General features: G+C 64.2%; 16 protein-coding genes. 8 read left to right on the top strand and 8 right to left on the bottom strand.

Going from position 1 to position 15901, the window contains the following annotated elements; all coding sequences use genetic code 11:
• Positions 1-311: 311 nt before the first annotated feature.
• The gene (locus OK352_RS16805) at positions 312-1226 is read left to right on the top strand and encodes a CPBP family intramembrane glutamic endopeptidase (RefSeq protein ID WP_265142679.1); all 915 of its coding nucleotides are present in this window, start codon (positions 312-314) and stop codon (positions 1224-1226) included.
• Between the two features lie 153 nt (positions 1227-1379).
• Here OK352_RS16805 and OK352_RS16800 read toward each other — a convergent pair whose 3' ends face one another.
• A complete protein-coding gene (locus tag OK352_RS16800) occupies positions 1380-1991 on the bottom strand; it encodes a TetR/AcrR family transcriptional regulator (RefSeq protein ID WP_265142678.1) in 612 nt (203 codons plus the stop codon).
• 144 nt (positions 1992-2135) lie between these two features.
• Here OK352_RS16800 and OK352_RS16795 point away from each other — a divergent pair, with 144 nt between their 5' ends.
• A complete protein-coding gene (locus tag OK352_RS16795) occupies positions 2136-2870 on the top strand; it encodes an SDR family NAD(P)-dependent oxidoreductase (RefSeq protein WP_265142677.1) in 735 nt (244 codons plus the stop codon).
• Positions 2871-2902: 32 nt separating this feature from the next.
• Positions 2903-3526 (top strand): NADPH-dependent F420 reductase, encoded by a 624-nt coding sequence (locus tag OK352_RS16790; RefSeq protein ID WP_265142676.1) that lies wholly within the window; start codon positions 2903-2905, stop codon positions 3524-3526.
• 412 nt (positions 3527-3938) lie between these two features.
• On the opposite strand, the gene OK352_RS16785 is transcribed toward OK352_RS16790, so the two are convergent.
• Entirely contained in the window at positions 3939-5960 is a 2022-nt protein-coding gene (locus OK352_RS16785) for an AfsR/SARP family transcriptional regulator (protein ID WP_265142675.1), read from the bottom strand.
• Positions 5961-6063: 103 nt separating this feature from the next.
• Here OK352_RS16785 and OK352_RS16780 point away from each other — a divergent pair, with 103 nt between their 5' ends.
• A complete protein-coding gene (locus OK352_RS16780; RefSeq protein ID WP_265142674.1) occupies positions 6064-6939 on the top strand; it encodes an alpha/beta fold hydrolase in 876 nt (291 codons plus the stop codon).
• Positions 6940-7142: 203 nt separating this feature from the next.
• Here the strand turns inward: OK352_RS16780 and OK352_RS16775 are convergent, their stop codons facing one another.
• Positions 7143-7982, bottom strand: coding sequence for a helix-turn-helix transcriptional regulator (locus OK352_RS16775; RefSeq protein ID WP_265142673.1), 840 nt, complete (start codon positions 7980-7982; stop codon positions 7143-7145).
• A 101-nt stretch (positions 7983-8083) separates the two neighbouring features.
• Between OK352_RS16775 and OK352_RS16770 the strand changes: the two genes are divergently transcribed.
• Positions 8084-8791, top strand: coding sequence for an SDR family NAD(P)-dependent oxidoreductase (locus OK352_RS16770; protein WP_265142672.1), 708 nt, complete (start codon positions 8084-8086; stop codon positions 8789-8791).
• Between the two features lie 156 nt (positions 8792-8947).
• On the opposite strand, the gene fdxA is transcribed toward OK352_RS16770, so the two are convergent.
• From fdxA to OK352_RS16745, 5 genes are all read right to left on the bottom strand, one after another.
• The gene (gene fdxA / locus OK352_RS16765; RefSeq protein ID WP_265142671.1) at positions 8948-9265 is read right to left on the bottom strand and encodes a ferredoxin; all 318 of its coding nucleotides are present in this window, start codon (positions 9263-9265) and stop codon (positions 8948-8950) included.
• 128 nt (positions 9266-9393) lie between these two features.
• On the bottom strand, positions 9394-10572 hold the full coding sequence (locus OK352_RS16760) for a CaiB/BaiF CoA transferase family protein (protein WP_265142670.1): 1179 nt from the start codon (positions 10570-10572) through the stop codon (positions 9394-9396).
• Between the two features lie 85 nt (positions 10573-10657).
• Complete coding sequence (locus OK352_RS16755) at positions 10658-11485, bottom strand: ABC transporter permease (protein WP_265142669.1); 828 nt, start codon at positions 11483-11485, stop codon at positions 10658-10660.
• Positions 11486-11490: 5 nt separating this feature from the next.
• Entirely contained in the window at positions 11491-12255 is a 765-nt protein-coding gene (locus OK352_RS16750) for an ABC transporter ATP-binding protein (protein WP_265142668.1), read from the bottom strand.
• Between the two features lie 33 nt (positions 12256-12288).
• A complete protein-coding gene (locus tag OK352_RS16745; RefSeq protein ID WP_265142667.1) occupies positions 12289-13353 on the bottom strand; it encodes an ABC transporter substrate-binding protein in 1065 nt (354 codons plus the stop codon).
• 423 nt (positions 13354-13776) lie between these two features.
• On the opposite strand from OK352_RS16745, the gene OK352_RS16740 reads away from it, so the two are divergent.
• From OK352_RS16740 to OK352_RS16730, 3 genes are all read left to right on the top strand, one after another.
• Positions 13777-14580 (top strand): CPBP family intramembrane glutamic endopeptidase, encoded by an 804-nt coding sequence (locus tag OK352_RS16740; protein ID WP_265142666.1) that lies wholly within the window; start codon positions 13777-13779, stop codon positions 14578-14580.
• 2 nt (positions 14581-14582) lie between these two features.
• Complete coding sequence (locus OK352_RS16735; RefSeq protein ID WP_265142665.1) at positions 14583-15155, top strand: TetR/AcrR family transcriptional regulator; 573 nt, start codon at positions 14583-14585, stop codon at positions 15153-15155.
• Between the two features lie 122 nt (positions 15156-15277).
• Entirely contained in the window at positions 15278-15886 is a 609-nt protein-coding gene (locus OK352_RS16730) for a helix-turn-helix domain-containing protein (RefSeq protein ID WP_265142664.1), read from the top strand.
• The last annotated feature ends 15 nt before the right edge of the window (positions 15887-15901 follow it).

Below are 15901 nucleotides of genomic sequence, written 5' to 3'. Positions count from 1 at the left end.
CGACGGGAAGGCTGGCTGTCGCGCTAGGCAGCGCAGTACTCGCGCAGGCGACCACTCCGTTCGTGTCTCCGAAGGGTTCAGCGTCGTTTGCGCGCTCGGTAGCACGGGCGATGAGCGACCACAGCGCTTCGTGACTGCAGGCGGAGCGGTTCTCTTTCTTGGCTCTGAGCCGATGGGGCCGTGACCGGTAACAATCGGTGTGGTTAGCTTGCGTTGCTGGTGCGCGCGTTGTACCTTAAGCACACAGGTCGGTTTACATAGAAATGACGTCTCAAATGGGTGCGCCATCGCCGACCCTCTTAGGAGCGATGATGAATAACCTCAATAGCGCGTCGGCGGTCACGAGCGAGCGGCACGAGAAACACAGCGGAGGACGACGCCGGGGCAGGGGTATGCGACTGCTGTGGCAACTGCTGGTCGTGCTCGCGGCTGTGGTCCTTGCCCGCCTGATCAGCGCGGCCGTCGGGGGCAACCCCTGGCTGACATTCGGCATCGGGTTGGCAACGGGTGTCTTGGCAATCGCGGTCTACGCCTGGGTAGTCCGGCGTACGGAGCATCGTGCTCCGGCGGAGGTGAGCCTGAAGAGTGCTGCGCCGTCGGTGGCCTGGAGCACAGGAGCGGGGATCGCCCTGTTCGGTGCCGTGATCGGGCTTATTGCACTCGGCGGTTTCTACGCGATCAACGGCCTGGGGTCGCCGGCGAACGCCCTCGGGCTGCTCGGTTTCATGGCAGGTGCCGCGGTGTCCGAAGAGCTGATTTTCCGCGGCATCCTCTTTCGGATCGTCGAGGAATGGACGGGCACGTGGATCGCTCTGGTCTTGGTCGGGCTCCTCTTTGGTCTCGTGCACTTGCTGAACGCAAACGCCACGCTTGTGGGGGCTCTCGCAATCGCGATCGAGGCAGGGGGCATGCTCACCGCCGCGTACATCGCGACCCGCAAGCTGTGGGTGCCGATCGGCCTGCACTTCGGCTGGAACCTTGCAGCGAGCGCCATCTTCAGCACCGAGCTTTCGGGAAGCGGCGCTCCGACGGGATTGTTGGACGCCACGACAGCGGGCCCCGCACTGCTCACCGGAGGCGACTTCGGGCCGGAGGCAAGCGTGTACGCCGTGGCCTTGGGCATGCTCGCTACCGCCGGGTTCATGTGGATGGCCTATCGGCGTGGATATGTCGTCCCCGTGCGCCGGTCTGACCGGGCCCACATGATCGAAACGCGCCCCTGGTAACCGTGCACCGTAATTCTCGCCTCGACGGGAAAAGTCAGAGGAATATGCGAGGGATACGCCCAGATGCCACCGCGGTGCGCATCTGGGCGTATCACCGTGAGCCCGGCCCCTACGTCAGATGAAGTCATAAGTGACGGTCTGCGCAGCGCCCTGTCAGCGCGAGACGGTCTCCCTGTGATTGTCGTTGCTTGGTCCAGCGGCGATCGCGCTGTCAATGAGCATCACGGCAATGGTCCCGGCGGTCGGGAATGCGTTTGAGTTGACAACCCGAGTGCGCGCTGCGGCTCCATCGAGCAGCAGTGCAAGCTGCTCGCCGAGCTCCTCAGGGTTGGCCGCGCCGGCTTCGCGTGCTGCGTTTGCGAGCTTTGCGGTGACCGTCTCTTTGTATTCTTTGGCGTACAGCGCCGCCGGGTGGTCGGGGTCGTGCAGCTCGACGGCCGCCGAGATGTAGGGGCACATCGGGTTCGTGGGAGGCATGTCGAACACAGCGAGCAGCTTCTCACGCGCAGTCAGCTCTTGGCTGTCGAAAATGCTCGACATCACCGTGGGGTCGACCTGCTGGAGGTACTCGGCGATCAGCTCGTCTTTGCCGGCGAAGTGCTGGTATGCCGTGCGCTTCGAGACCTGGGCTGCGGCACACAGCTGATCCATTCCGGTCTGGTTGATGCCCTGCTCGCGAAACAGGTGTTGCGACGCGCTGAGGATGCGCTCGCGAGCGCCCCGGCCACGGCGGCGACCCGTTGGTCCTTTCTCTAACTCCGTCATGGCAGCCATTGTATCCCCAAAAGGTAACGTTCGGTGTACATAGTTGCGCGAGACTCCTGCGCGGGGTATGTTATGCACACAGGTCGGTGTACTTAACATCGATATCCCCGGTGTGCATCGCACCACAACCCGAAGGAGCAATTGATGGGAAAACTTGATGGCAAGGTAGCGGTTGTGACCGGCGGAACAACCGGCATGGGACTAGCGGGCGCAAAACTGTTCGTCGAAGAGGGCGCCTACGTCTTCATCACCGGACGCCGTCAGGATGCGCTGGACCAGGCCGTGAATGAGATCGGCCGCAACGTCACGGGCGTCCGAGGTGACGCGGGCGATCTGGATGATCTTGACCGTCTGTTTGACACAGTGAAGCGCGAGAAGGGCAGGATTGACGTGCTGTGGGCAAGCGCAGGAATGGGCGAGCCTGGCGTTCTCGGTGAGATCACTGAGGCCCAGTACGACGCCGCCTTCGGGCTCAACGTGCGCGGCACGCTGTTCACCGTTCAGAAGGCACTTCCGCTCTTCAACGACGGCGGATCCATCGTGATGACTGGGTCTAATGCCTCCCTCGGTGCGTTCCCCGGCTGGAGCGTGTACGCCGGAAGCAAGGCAGTTCAGCAGGCCTGGGCGCGTGTCTGGCTCAACGAGCTCAAGGACCGCCGCATCCGTGTGAACGTCCTGACCCCCGGCCAGGTCGCCACGGCCAAGCAGGAAGAGCTCTTTGACGAGGAGACCATGCGTCAGTTCGAGGCGCTCATTCCCCGAGGCCAGATGGGCCGCCCGAACGAGCTCGCGACAGCAGCGCTCTTCCTCGCCTCAGACGACTCCAGCTACGTCAACGGAACGGAACTCGTCGCCGACGGCGGCACCACAGCAATATAAGCCACACATCACACAATAGAAAAGGAAATATCATGAGCAGCATCAGCATCATTGGCGCGGGGAACATGGCCCGCACACTCGGCGCGCGAGCGCTCGCCGGTGGAAACACAGTTGAGATCATCGCCCGTGACCGGTCGAAGGCCGCAGCCCTCGCCGAGACTCTCGGCGGCGGAGCAACGACCGGAGAGTGGGGAACGGCTCCTGCCGGCGACATCGTCATTCTGGCGCTGCTGTACGAAGGCGTCGTTCCGGCGGTCGCCCAGTTCGGAGAGACCCTCGCAGGCAAGACGATCGTCGACATCAGCAACCCGTTCAACGCAACGTTCGACGGGCTCGCTCATAGTGAAGAGACCTCGATCGCTCAGGAGGTCGCGAAGGTGGTGCCAGCGAGCGCCAGCGTGATGAAGGGGTTCAACACCATCTTCCGTCACGTTTTGGAGAAGGGCAGCCCTGCCGTCTTCATCGCAGGCGACGATGCGCAGGCCAAGGCACGTGTCGAGACGTTCATCACCAGTCTCGGGATGCGGCCCTTCGATGTCGGCGACCTGAAGATGGCCCATTGGCTGGAAGGAGCCGGTCTGTTGACCGTGGCACTCGCCAACAATGGCGTGGGGAACTTCGACTTCTCGATCGGAGTCGACAAGCTCTCTGCGTGACCGCACAGCTGACCTCGCACCGAAGACTTTCTTTCGTGCGAGGTCAGTGGTGTGTGCGGGCACCGCGTCGTGGCGACGTGCCTCATGGCGCGGCGACGCCGACACGGTGAACCCAGACGACAGTCTGCACGCCATCGCGTGTCGTTTGCAGAAGGTGATCGATGACGGCAAGGCGGACACTGTTACTGCCCGCAGTCGACTTGGTACGCATCAGCGGGCGGCACTCGTCATCGATTACGTGTACACAAAAATGTACAGATATTGCATGTGCTTGTGCAGGAGTTGGCGGGCGAAGAGGTTGTCACGGTCTCAGAGTTGCGTGCGTCTTTGACCTCGATTGTTCGCGAGTTTCGGGAGCATCCTGAGGCTGCGGCGCCGGTCGCTATCGGAGCCCACAGGCGTCCTACTGCCGTTATCGTTCCGATTGAGCAAGTCCGCCGCATGTCTGACGTGGTGCAGCTGGAGCCCGGTGACGTCCGATCGCTCTTGCGCGATCGACCGGGTCCACGGTGAGGAGCCCGGACTGGGCGCCCGCGAGTTCGTTTCGGGCTGGAGCGAGGGCTTCGCAGGCTCGGCCGAGAACAGCGTCATCGCCCACCGTGGAAGCCGCACGGGCGACGAGCGACCAAAGCGCTTCCGCCAGATGGTCGCGCGGCGGGTCATCGAGCGTACTCAAGGCTGCCCTCGCAGCATCCGGATTGCCGTGCTCGGCGAGCAGCAGCGGCTCGACCCACGGGGTGTACGGGCCCCAGCCAGTCGTGCCCGGCTCGGGCAGCGGACGACCGTGCTGGATGCGGACGCTCAGCAGCGCGAGCGGCAGCATCCCGCGGTGCATCCCCGGCATGCCAGAACTGTCAAGCAGCGGTGCTGCCGCACGATAGGCCTCGGCGACCTCGGGCGCCGGGCGGCCCGTGAGCACAAGGCGAAGCGCGCGATACCAGGTCGTGAAGACGCCGATGAGCGGAGAATCGTAACGGTCAGCGAGCTCGTCGGCTGCACGAGCCTGCGCGTCGGCGCCCTCAACATCGCCCACCGCGCAGCGTGACTGCAGGCGAATGAGGCGCCCGAGCAGCTCGTGGGCGGGCTGGTCGTGGCGGGAGGCGAGAGGGATGAGTTCGCGGCCGATCGCGTCGCGCTCGGCCGCAAGCCCCGTGCGATGGAAGGTCTGCATGAACAGGCCGTTCAGAGCAAAGGCGAGCAGCGGTGGATTGTCGAGTTGCCTCGCGATCCGCACAGCCTCAGACGCCGCAGCGCGCGGCGCGTCGCTTGATGAGCCGCGAGACTCGACGGCGATCGTGGCCAGAAGGCGGGCTCGCGCGGCATCGGTGTCGGCCTGGGGGAGTGCTGCGAGTGTGCGCTCGGCCGCAGCGACGACCTGCGCGGCGAGCTCAGGGTAATCGGAGCGCGACCAGATCGCTGGCACGTCGTAGGCGCCGATCACACGTGCTGTCAGATGAGGGTCGCCGAGATCCTCCGCGGCGCGGATCGTGGCAATGCGCTGCTGCTGGGCCGCCTCGAGGCTCTCGCCACCCGCGAGCGCCAGACTGCGCAGCAGATCAACGGTGGACCGCAGCCGGGCCCGCTCACCGAGCACGGCACCGCGGGCGTGGCTCTCCGCGGCCTGCGCCCACAGCGTGCTCGCGGCATCCGGCGGGCGTGTGGGCGCCCCGAGCGACGGCGCGTGCGCGAGGATGTCGGACTCCAGACGGGCAAGGTCCTCACCCGGATCGAGCCCGAGCTCGTCCGCGAGACGCTCGCGAGCCCGCCGCACAACATCGAGAGCATCCTTCTGCCGCCCCGAACGATACAGCGCAAGCGCCAACTGGTGCCACGCCCCCTCGCGCCACGGATTGTCGGTGACATGGGCATCCAGATCGGGTATCGCCTCGGCATGACGCCCGAGCGCAAGCAGAGCGTCGGCACGCGCCTCGACCGCACCGAGGCGCAGTTCGGCGAGCCGCGCACGTTCAGCGCGGGCCCACTGCTCTGCCGAAAAGTCCGCATACGCCGGTCCACGCCACTCTGACAGCGCCGCCTGCAGCAGGTCGAGAGCACCGCCCGGTTCGCGGCGGCGAGCCTCGGCAACCGCGCGTTCGAAGCGGGTCACGTCGACAGCATCCGGAGTCGCTTTCAGGGCATACCCGCCGCCCTGCGTCACAAGCAAGCCGGATGCTGCGCGCGGAGGCCGCTCGGGTTCGAGCGCACGCCTCAGGTCGCCGACGAATGTGCGGATCGCCCCGGTCGCTCGCGGAGGCGCAACCTCCCACAGATCGTCGATGAGCGTCTCGATCGGTACGACGCGACCCTGCGCCATGAGAAGCCGCGCGAGCACGGCACGATGCTTGGGCCCGCGCAAGCGGATCGGCGTGCCGGCAGCATCCCGCGCCTCGAGCGGACCGAGAACCGCGAACGACACCATGCTCTGTTGTTCCATCTCGGTGTGAGTCTATGCGGCACGCGACACCGAGGGTGTGTGCTGATTCGTTGCTGATCGAGTTGCGAGAACGTGTGAGCATCACCACACGAAAGGACACACGATGTCACTGACCATCCCGAACTTTGAGTACCACCGCATCCCCGTCGCCGACGGTGTCGAGCTGAACACCGCTGTGGGCGGCAGCGGAATCCCGATCGTGCTTCTACACGGCTTTCCACAGACGCACCTGATGTGGCGTCATGTCGCCGCCGCGCTTGCCGAAGACCACAGTGTTATCGTGCCCGACCTGCGCGGATACGGTGCGAGCGACAAACCTGCCGACGCCGGTGAGACGTACTCGAAGCGGACCATGGGGGCCGATGTCGTCGCGCTCGCCCGCGCCCTCGGGCACGAACGGTTCGCGCTGGTCGGCCACGACCGTGGGGCACTTGTCGCGTTTCGCACGGCGATGGACCACCCGGATGCTGTCACACACGCCGCCTTCCTGGATGTTCTGCCGACCCTCGACACGTGGAACGCGATGCACGGCGTGTCAGCGGCGGTGGGCTTCCACCTCTTCTTGATGGCACAGCCAGTCGGGCTGCCCGAGACACTGATCGCGAACAGCGCCGACGACTTCTTCGGGTACTTCCTCGATCTATGGACGAAGAACCCCGACGCGATTCCGCGGGAGTACCGGCGGGCGTACCTTGACGCGAGCGCAGCGGCGGTGCCGTCAATCGTCGCCGACTACCGGGCGACGGCGAGCATCGACATCGCGCATGACCAGGCGGATGCTGACCTGGGCGCCCAGCTGGCGATGCCCGTGAGCGTCGTGCAGCAAGACTGGGGCGCTGCCCTGGGCTACGACGCCACGGCGCTGTGGAAGCGGTGGGCGCCGAACCTCGCGCACTACACGACCGACGCGGGGCACTTCATGGCCGAAGAATCGCCGGCCGAGATCGAGGCGGTGATTCGCGAGCTGCTGGCCCGGTAGCCGTTCCGTTCGCGTCTATCCGGCGACGCGTCGCCGGTTGCTGCATGGTTGCGGTCTTACTGAGCGCCGCGGCGTTACAGGAAGACCGCAACCGTGCAGAAACACGCGCGCGGGTCGGCCATGCGGCGTTCTCCTTGTGGGTGCGGGCGGTGTTCTGCCGATCAGCGAAGCCGATGCCGCATACATCGATGCGACGCCGGGCGTCACTCGACGAGCTGCTGCGTTCCCAGCACGATCGCGAGCGAGAGGCGCTCGGCGTCTACCGTGCCCGGCTCCGCCGAGTAGATCATGAGACGCAGGTCGTTCTCAGCGACAACGAGGGTGTCGCAGTCGAGCTCGATGCGGCCGACCGACGGATGCTCGATGACCTTGTGGCGATCGGGCCGCGGCGCCGGGGCGTCTGAATCCCACAGTTCGACGAAGCGCGTGCTCTGCATGCTCAGCTCGCAGACCAGCTGGCGAAGGCGACGGTCTGCGGGGTAGCGCGCCGCCGTGAGGCGCAGGTCGGCGACCAGCTGCTCTTCGAGGTTCGCGCGTTCGGCCGGAGTCATGACCGCCCGGTTGCCGGCGCCGACGAGATTGCGCCACACGGCGTTGCGCTCGACGCCGCGCTGCGCCGTGGTCTCGCCCATCAGCGCATCGTAGGGAGCGTTCGCCGTGATGAGCGTCCACGCCGCATCGAAGACCGCGACCGGTGTGCTCGACAGGCGATCGAGCAGACGCTGCACGCTCGGAGCGATGCGTGACGACACGACGTCGCTGCCCGGCGCAGACAGCCCGGCGATGCGGAAGAGAAGCTCTCTCTCGTGGTCGCTCAGGCGCAATCCGCGGGCGAGAGCCTCAACCACCTGCTCAGATGGCGACGTGGCCCGCCCCTGCTCCAGCCGCGTCAGGTAGTCGACAGAGATGCCGACGAGACCCGCGAGCTCTTCCCTTCGCAGACCCGGCGCGCGGCGTCTGCCGCCGGAAGGCAGCCCGACAGCATCCGGAGTGACGCGTTCACGCCACCGCCGCACAGTGCTGCCGAACTCCCATTTCTCCACGTGTTAAGTGTGCACCTCGCTGCAGGCGCTGTCGTGGCCCCGGCAGTCCTACGACACACAGACGACTACCTGCGTGCTCGAAGCAGAGCGACGCTTGATGCATGACAACAACACTGATCACCGGGGCGAACAAGGGCCTCGGCAAAGAAACCGCACGTCGACTTATCGCGGCAGGGCACACCGTCTATCTCGGGGCCCGTGACGAGGCCAAGGGCCGCGCCGCCGCTCACGAGGTTGGCGGACGATTCGTGCAGATCGACGTGACAGACGACCCGTCAGTTCGGGCCGCAGCGGCGATGATCGAGAGCGAGGGCGGGCTCGACGTGCTCATCAACAACGCGGGAATGGAGCCTCGTCTCGCGGGCAACGCGGTGCCGACGCCAGCCGATACCACTGTCGACGAGATGCGCGAGACGTTCGAGACGAACGCGTTCAGCATGGTGCGCACGATCGGGGCTTTCCTGCCCCAGCTGCAGCGTTCCCCCGAAGCCGTCATCGTGAACCTCGCGAGCGGCCTGGCATCGCTCACGGGCCTCAGCGATCCGTCGAGCCCCAGCCACTTCTACCCGGGAGTGAGCTACCCGGCCTCGAAAGCAGCAGTGAACATGATCACTATTCAGTACGCGAAGGCATTCCCCGGCATCCGCATCAACGCTGTGGAGCCGGGCTTCACGAACACCGACCTCAACGGTCGAACGGGAACCCAGACCGTCGAAGAGGGCGCCGAGATCATCGTGCGCATGGCGCAGGTTGCTGCAGATGGCCCCACCGGAACGTTCGTCTCAGCGCACGGATCACTACCGTGGTGAGTGATCTGCGTCAGCTTACGTGACGCTCACAGAACGTGGCGCCCTCACCGAGAGACCGGTGTGAAGCGCAATCGGGTGTGGGAACATCGTGGCGTTCTCTCGACTCTCGATCAGTACGCCGACCCCCTTCGCCGGTCGACAGTGCACTGATCTCATTCATACATCGCGTCGGGGCAGCGCAGTGACGGCAGGATGGTCTTCCACCGGGCCGTGGGCCTCGGCGCCGCCCGGTGAGCCGACCTTCTCGAAGAGCTCGTAGGCGATGTCGACGAACTTCTCGTCTTCGGGCTCCACATCATCGACGTAGGTGATCGCCTCAACCGGGCACACCGGTTCGCACGCGCCGCAGTCCACGCACTCCTCCGGCTGAATGTAGAGCGTGCGCTCACCCTGGTAGATGCAGTCAACGGGGCACGCGTCGATGCACCCGAGATCCTTCACGTCGACGCACGCGGATCCGATCACGTAAACCATGGCTGCTCCTTGTCTCGAGGTGTGGTGTGTTGAGTTGCTGTATGTTTACGGTCTTTCTGAGCGCCGCGGCGTGACAGCACGTCCACAAACATGCAGAAAGCGGTGTGACGGAGCGGGAATCAGGCTGCTCACTGCACGGCTCCGCTCGACACCAACGCATCAATGCGCGCCGCGTCGTATCCGAGCCCCTGCAGCAGCTCACGGCTGTGCTCGCCCAGCTGCGGCGGTGTGTGTCGAATTTCGGGCGGGACCTCTGACATCGTGATGGGCGACGCGATCGTGCGCACCGCCTGCCCCGTACTGTTCTCGAATTCGATGATCATGTTGTTGTGCGCGGTCTGCGGGTCGGCCAATGCCTCGGCGAGGCTGCGTACGGGGCCACACAGAACGTCGTGCTTCTCGAGCTCGGCGAGCCACCGTTCAGAGGTGTCCTCCTTCAGTCGATCGGCAATGATCTGCCTGATCTCGCGCCGGTTCTCTTTCAGCCGCTCCAGCGTTGAGAACCGCTCTACCTCTGACAGATCAGCCAGCCCCAGCGCCGCGCAGATGTCGCGCAGCGGATTCGGCTTGAACGCGCCAACAATGACGATCTCACCCGTCGCCGTGGGAAAACACCCGCTCAGCGGCATGAGTGCCCAGTTGAGCTCCTGGTCGTACATCAGCCGTGTCGTTGCCTCTTGCATCTGCATCGCCAGCATCGAGTTGTACAGGCTGACCTCGACCCTCTGCCCCTCGCCGGTCTTCTCGCGGTGCAGCAGCGCCAGCAGGATCCCCTGCACCAGATGCTGCCCGGCCGTGTAGTCGGCGAGCGGCGTGGCATAGATCGAGACCGGATGCTCGGGGTCGGCGAGCCGCTTCATGACGCCCGAGTACGCCTGCCCCAGAATGTCCTGCCCGCCCTTGTGCGCATAGGGACCTGACGCGCCGAATCCTGAGCCCGCGGCCCAGATGATCCGCGGGTTGATGGCCGCGACCGCGTCGTAATCGAGGCCGAGTCGCTCCATGACTCCGGGGCGGAAGTTGCTGACCACGACGTCGGCATCGCGCAGCAGGTCGAGGATCACCGCGCGACCAGCATCCGTCGCCAGATCGACAGCGATGCCGCGCTTATTGCGGTTGAGGCTGAGGAATACCGGGTTGTCTTGCCCGGTGTGCGCGAGTACTCCCCGGCGAGAGAGGTCTCCGCTGCCCGGGCGCTCTACCTTGATGACGTCGGCACCGAAGTCACCGAGCGCCTGCGTGCAGGACGGCCCGAGCATCACCTGTGTGAAATCGATGACGGTGACGCCGTCGAGCGGTCTGGCCATGGTGTCCTCCTGCTGGTTCGAGTGGGGGAGCGAGGGCCGGTGCGCGCCATCCCGGCGGACACCGACCCAGATCGTGAGATCGTACCTACATCTTGGACTCTGCCGACCAGGTGACGAACAGCCGTTCAAGAATCGACACGATCGAGAAGAAGACGACGGCCACGAGCGACGCCATGATCATGGTGGCGTACAGCAGCGGAGTGTCGAAATTGTAGGTTGCCTGGATGATCATGTACCCGAGGCCCCGCTGCGAGCCAATCCACTCTGCGACAATCGCGCCGATCACGGATGTCGTGGCCGTGATGCGAAGCGATGAGAAGAGGAAGGGCATCGAGGCGAATACCCGCAGCTTCCAGAACGTCTCCGACCGCGAGGCAGAGAGCAGACGGAAGAGTTCAAGGTGCTCCTTCTCGACAGCCTTCAGTCCCTTGACCATGTTGACGAGCGTTGGGAAGAAGGAGATGAGCGCCGCGATGACGATCTTGGGGGCGTACCCGGTGCCGAGCATCAGCACGAGCACCGGTGCGATCGCGACGATCGGCACCGTCTGGATGAACACGGCGACGGGCATCAGCGCGTCTTCCGCGGCCTTCCAATGCACAAACAGCACAGCAAGCAGGATCGCTATCGAGTTTCCGACGAGAAACCCCGCGCCCGCTTCGATGACCGTCGGAGCGGAGTGCTCAAGAAGCGTCGAGATGTTCTCGCCGAACGATTGACCGACCTCGAGCGGCGACGGCACGATGTAGTACGGCACCTTGAAGACGACACACACGGCCTGCCAGAGAACGACGAGGACGAGCACAGCCAGCAGGGGAGTTCCGACGCGTCTGAGCGGCGATCGGCGAGGCTTCGCCTTCGCTCCTCGGCGAGTGCCGCCCATCACGAGAGTCTCGGTGTTTGTTCCGACCACGCTGATCACACCCCTTCCAGCAGATTGCGCAGTTTTGTGACGTACTGCGCGAATTCGGGCAGCGCGCGCACCTCCCGAGTGCGGGCATCGGGCAGGTCGATATCGACAACATCCCGGATGCGGCCGGGCTGCGCAGACATCACCACGACGCGCTGCGACAGGAAGACGGATTCGGCGATGCTGTGAGTGACGAAGATGATCGTCGTGTTCGTCACCTGCCAGATACGGAGGAGTTCCTCGTTCAGCCGGTCCCGCGTGATCTCGTCGAGCGCTCCGAACGGCTCGTCCATGAGGAGCACTTTGGGTTTGGTGATGAGCGCTCGTGCGATCGAGACGCGCTGCCGCTGACCGCCTGACAGCTGCGACGGCAATGAGCTTTCGCGGCCTTCAAGGCCGACGAGCGCAAGAAGTTCTCGCCCTCGCTCTTTGTCGGCATCCGTGACCTTCCCGTTGCCGATTTCGAGGGGGAGAGTCACGTTCTTCAAGGCGTCGCGCCAGGGCAGCAACGCTGAATCTTGAAACACGAAGCCAAGATGGCGACTCGTCCGTGCTGTTTCCGGAGACTCTCCGAGCACGCTCACGGAGCCGGACGTCGGTTCGAGCAGATCTGCGATGATTCGCAGCAGCGTCGACTTGCCGCATCCCGATGGCCCGAGCAGCGACGTGAAACTCTGTCCGTCCAGAGATGTCGACACCCCCTCGAGCGCCGTCACGCTGCCATCCGTCGTGTCGAACGTGATGCCGACGTTGTCAATACTGATCGGTTGCATCGTCGCTACCTCATTCAGCGTCATGAGCGTGCCTCAGCCGAGCTTCGGTCGTGCATCTGCGGTGGCATCGAGAATGTCCCACGTGGCAAGCTCATCGACCGTGGGGGCTGCGGAATTGAACTGACCCAGTTGATCCCAGAGCGCGATCTGGTTCTCCCAGATCGACTTGTCCATGGTCCCCCAGCCCTTCTCGGCCGTGGACTTCGTGAAGACGTACTTCATCATGGCCTCGCCGTCGTCTTGAATGTCTTTGAGCTTTGACTCCGGGGCCATCTCCACCGTCGCCTTCGCCGCCTCTTCGACGTTGTCGTAGGCGAACTCCCAGCCACGTGCCGTCGCAGTCGTGAATTCCTTGACGACATCCGACTGCTTCTCAAGCACGTCGTCCGTTGAGTAGTAGATGTAGCCGTACAGCGGAACGCCATTGTCAGCGAGGCGCATCGACACGAAGTCGTCGCCGAGGGGCCGGCGTTGTGAGATTGAGTTGAGCCACGTCCCCCACGCGTCGATCTTGCCGGTCATGAGTGGGGCGACAGATTCCCCCGTCGCGACAAACTCGACGTCGTCTTCGCTGATCTCGTTCGCCGCGAGGAGCGCCTTGACGAGAATGTCGGACGTGGCCGGTCCGCCGACGGTCTTGCCCACGAGATCCTCGGGAGACTCGATCGGGTTCTCGGGCGTGGAGAGCCAGGCGTACGGGTGATCCTGCACGCACACGGCAAACGCTTTGACCGGAATGCCCTGCGAACGGGCGAGCATATGCGATGGGCTCGACGAGATCTGACCGATCTGCGATTCCCCCGCCGCGACGAGTGCGATGCCGTCGATGCTGGGACCGCCGGGGTTGATCGAGAAGCTGATGCCAGCGTCGTCGTACCAGCCTTTCGAGAGGGCGATCGCTTCACCGAACTGGCCGGAGTTGATGAGCCAGCCGAGTTGCAGCGCGAGTGGCGTGCCGTCACCGCCGCCCTTTCCAGCCGGGCCGCGACCCGGCTCGCTGCAGGCGGTGAGCAGCGACGTTCCGAGCGCGAAGGCACCGACGGACAAACCGGCACCCGCCAGCAGATTCCGGCGTGAGAATTGATGAGTAGTGGACATGAGTGCTCTCCTCGTTGAGATGCTTCTGAGTTGTGTCATATCCATCTGCACAGACATGACGAACTGAGGTGTGCGGGGCTACGGACGTAGCGGCAGCGCCCCGCTGTCTCAGGGGACTGAAAATGATGCTTCCCGAGCGGTGTCGCGAAAGGCGGTTCGCTCAGATTCTTCGATTGCGCGCGGTGCGGGTACTTCCGTGCTGGGGTCTCCAAGCCCGTTCCCCCACGTGCTGCACGTGCGGAAACGGTGAAAGTAAATTTAGTATATTGAACTTTTTTACTGAGTCAACCGAACCGCGGAAAAAGATTTGGTCACCCATTGAGAGCTGACCCGCCGGCGGCGGCGGTGCGGCCCGTTGACGACAGGGTAATACAGGCGTATTCTCGTCACAGGAATACGAATGTATTCCGCGAAGGGATTGAAGTGTCCAGCACGTCCTCGAGAGTCGACAGATCCGAACCGGCAGTGTGGTCCGTTCGCCGTCGCTGGGCTACGGCGATTGCGTTCGCGGTCATTCCGGTCTTCTTCACCGCTGCCGCGTCCGCCGCGTCGCAGCTGCTGCACGCAGACGACGCATCCGCAGCTCTGATGATCGCGGGTGGTGCCGGAGTTAGCGCGGCCCTCGGCCTCCTTGTCATGAGGGTCTCGCCCGCCAGCCTTCGGCAGTATGGGTTTCGCGTTCCCCGGGGTGCCCGCGCAGGCCTGTGGTTCCTGCCGTTGCCGATCACCATCGTGCTCGTGCTGGCCACGCAGGGCGTGAGGGTGCCGGGTGCCGTTCTGATCGCCTACGCGGTGTTGACGGTCTGCGTTGCCGTCAACGAGGAGGTCTGGTTCCGGGGAATCATTCTTGCTGTATTACGAGGCGGTGGAGTGCGAGCCGCCATCATCGGCAGTTCGATCGTGTTCGCCGTGATGCACCTCGCGAACCTTGCCGGAGGTCAAGCACTCCCCGAGGCGATTCTCCAACTGACATTCGCCGCCCTCTTCGGGGTGGCGGCCGCAGAGCTGGCGGTGGTGACCGGCAGCCTCTGGCCCGCAATCGTGTGGCACGCCGCCTGGGACTTCGTCAACTACGCCGGCGGAAACGCCACGACGAATGCTGCTCTGGCCGGGACCGGAGCCGCCTCTGCCGTCATACTTGCCTACGTGCTCGTGATGTGGCGCACAGCGACGCTGCTTCGACGGCGAACGCTGCCTCTCGGCCATGCGGATCACCTACCCTCGTAGCTATGGAACTCACCCGGCGTCAAACGGAGCTCGCCGACGCCGCGTTGCGCATCATTGGGCGCGATGGCATGACCGCCCTCTCGTTTCGGACCGTCGCCGCAGAGGCGAAGTGTTCTCTCGGATCGGTGCAGAAGGCCTTTCCCTCAAAGGATCGGATGCTCGCCGCCGCCTTCGCGCGGTTGCGCGAGAGCGCAGCCCCACTGCCTTCGGGCGAACCGGGTCGCCCCACGATCCACAGCTGGCTTGTCGCCCTGCTGCTCGGAATCCTTCCCCTCGATGCCGAGCGCACCGCTGCGCAGCGTCAGGGTGACGCATTTGCGCAGGTGGCGCTCTCGGATAGCGCGATCGCCGCAGCAATCGCCGAGAGTGACTCGCAGGTGCGCGACCTGCTCACGTCGTTGATCGCACGCGCCCGGTCAGAAGGCGAGGTGCCCCAGCATGTCGATGCTGAAGCTGTCGCGTGGGCTGTGCTCGCACTTGCACAAGGTCTCGCCGCGCAGCTGCTCTATTTTCGGGAAGACGAAGCTGATATACACAAAAGACTGGACAGTGTCATTGCCGCGCTTCTCGATTGATCCACCGGGAGGCGCCCGGCGCGGATGTTCTTCCTGCAGCATCCGATTTTCCACAAAATATTTGACCTAGTAAAAAACTTCAATATACTAAAATCGTTCACATCGATCGGGGAGCTGCATTTATGGTCTTCACACCAAGCGAGACGTCGCCGGGGCCGGCCGTTGATGCAATCCTCTCGAGCGTTGGTTCGCAAGTGCGCACGCTGCGCAAAGAGAAAGGTCTGACGCTGCAGGGGCTCTCTGAGGTCACACACCTCAGCCCCGCAATCGTCAGCCAGATCGAACGTGGACTCGCCAACCCGTCATTCACAACAATGGCGCAACTGGCGCATGGTCTGGACATCCCCGTGGGGAAGCTGTTCCCCAGCCATGAAGAGAAGCGATCGCCGGTCGTGCGCAAAGCAGAGCGGCGAGATCTCAAAGGAGTGGCTCCCGAGGCCGTCGGCGAGGCAGCATACGAGCTGCTGACCCCTGACCTCAACGGAACCCTCGAAGCACTCTGGGTCGTCACTCCTCCGGGACACGACACCAGCGACATTCCGTTTACACACGGAGGCGAAGAGTTCGGACTCATCATCTCCGGCAAGAAAGATGTGTACCTCGATGGCCAGAGGCACCAGCTTGAAGCCGGGGACTCGATCACCTTCGACTCCACGATTCCGCATTGGTACAAAAACGACTACGACGAAACGTGCGTAGCGATCTGGGTAATCACACCGCCGACCTGGTAATCCGTCGGTGAGGCG

The organism is Microbacterium sp. MPKO10 (assembly GCF_026107415.2).
Taxonomy (GTDB): domain Bacteria; phylum Actinomycetota; class Actinomycetes; order Actinomycetales; family Microbacteriaceae; genus Paramicrobacterium.
Note: the sequence above shows the minus strand (reverse complement) of the source record. Positions and strands in the feature narration are given on the sequence as shown.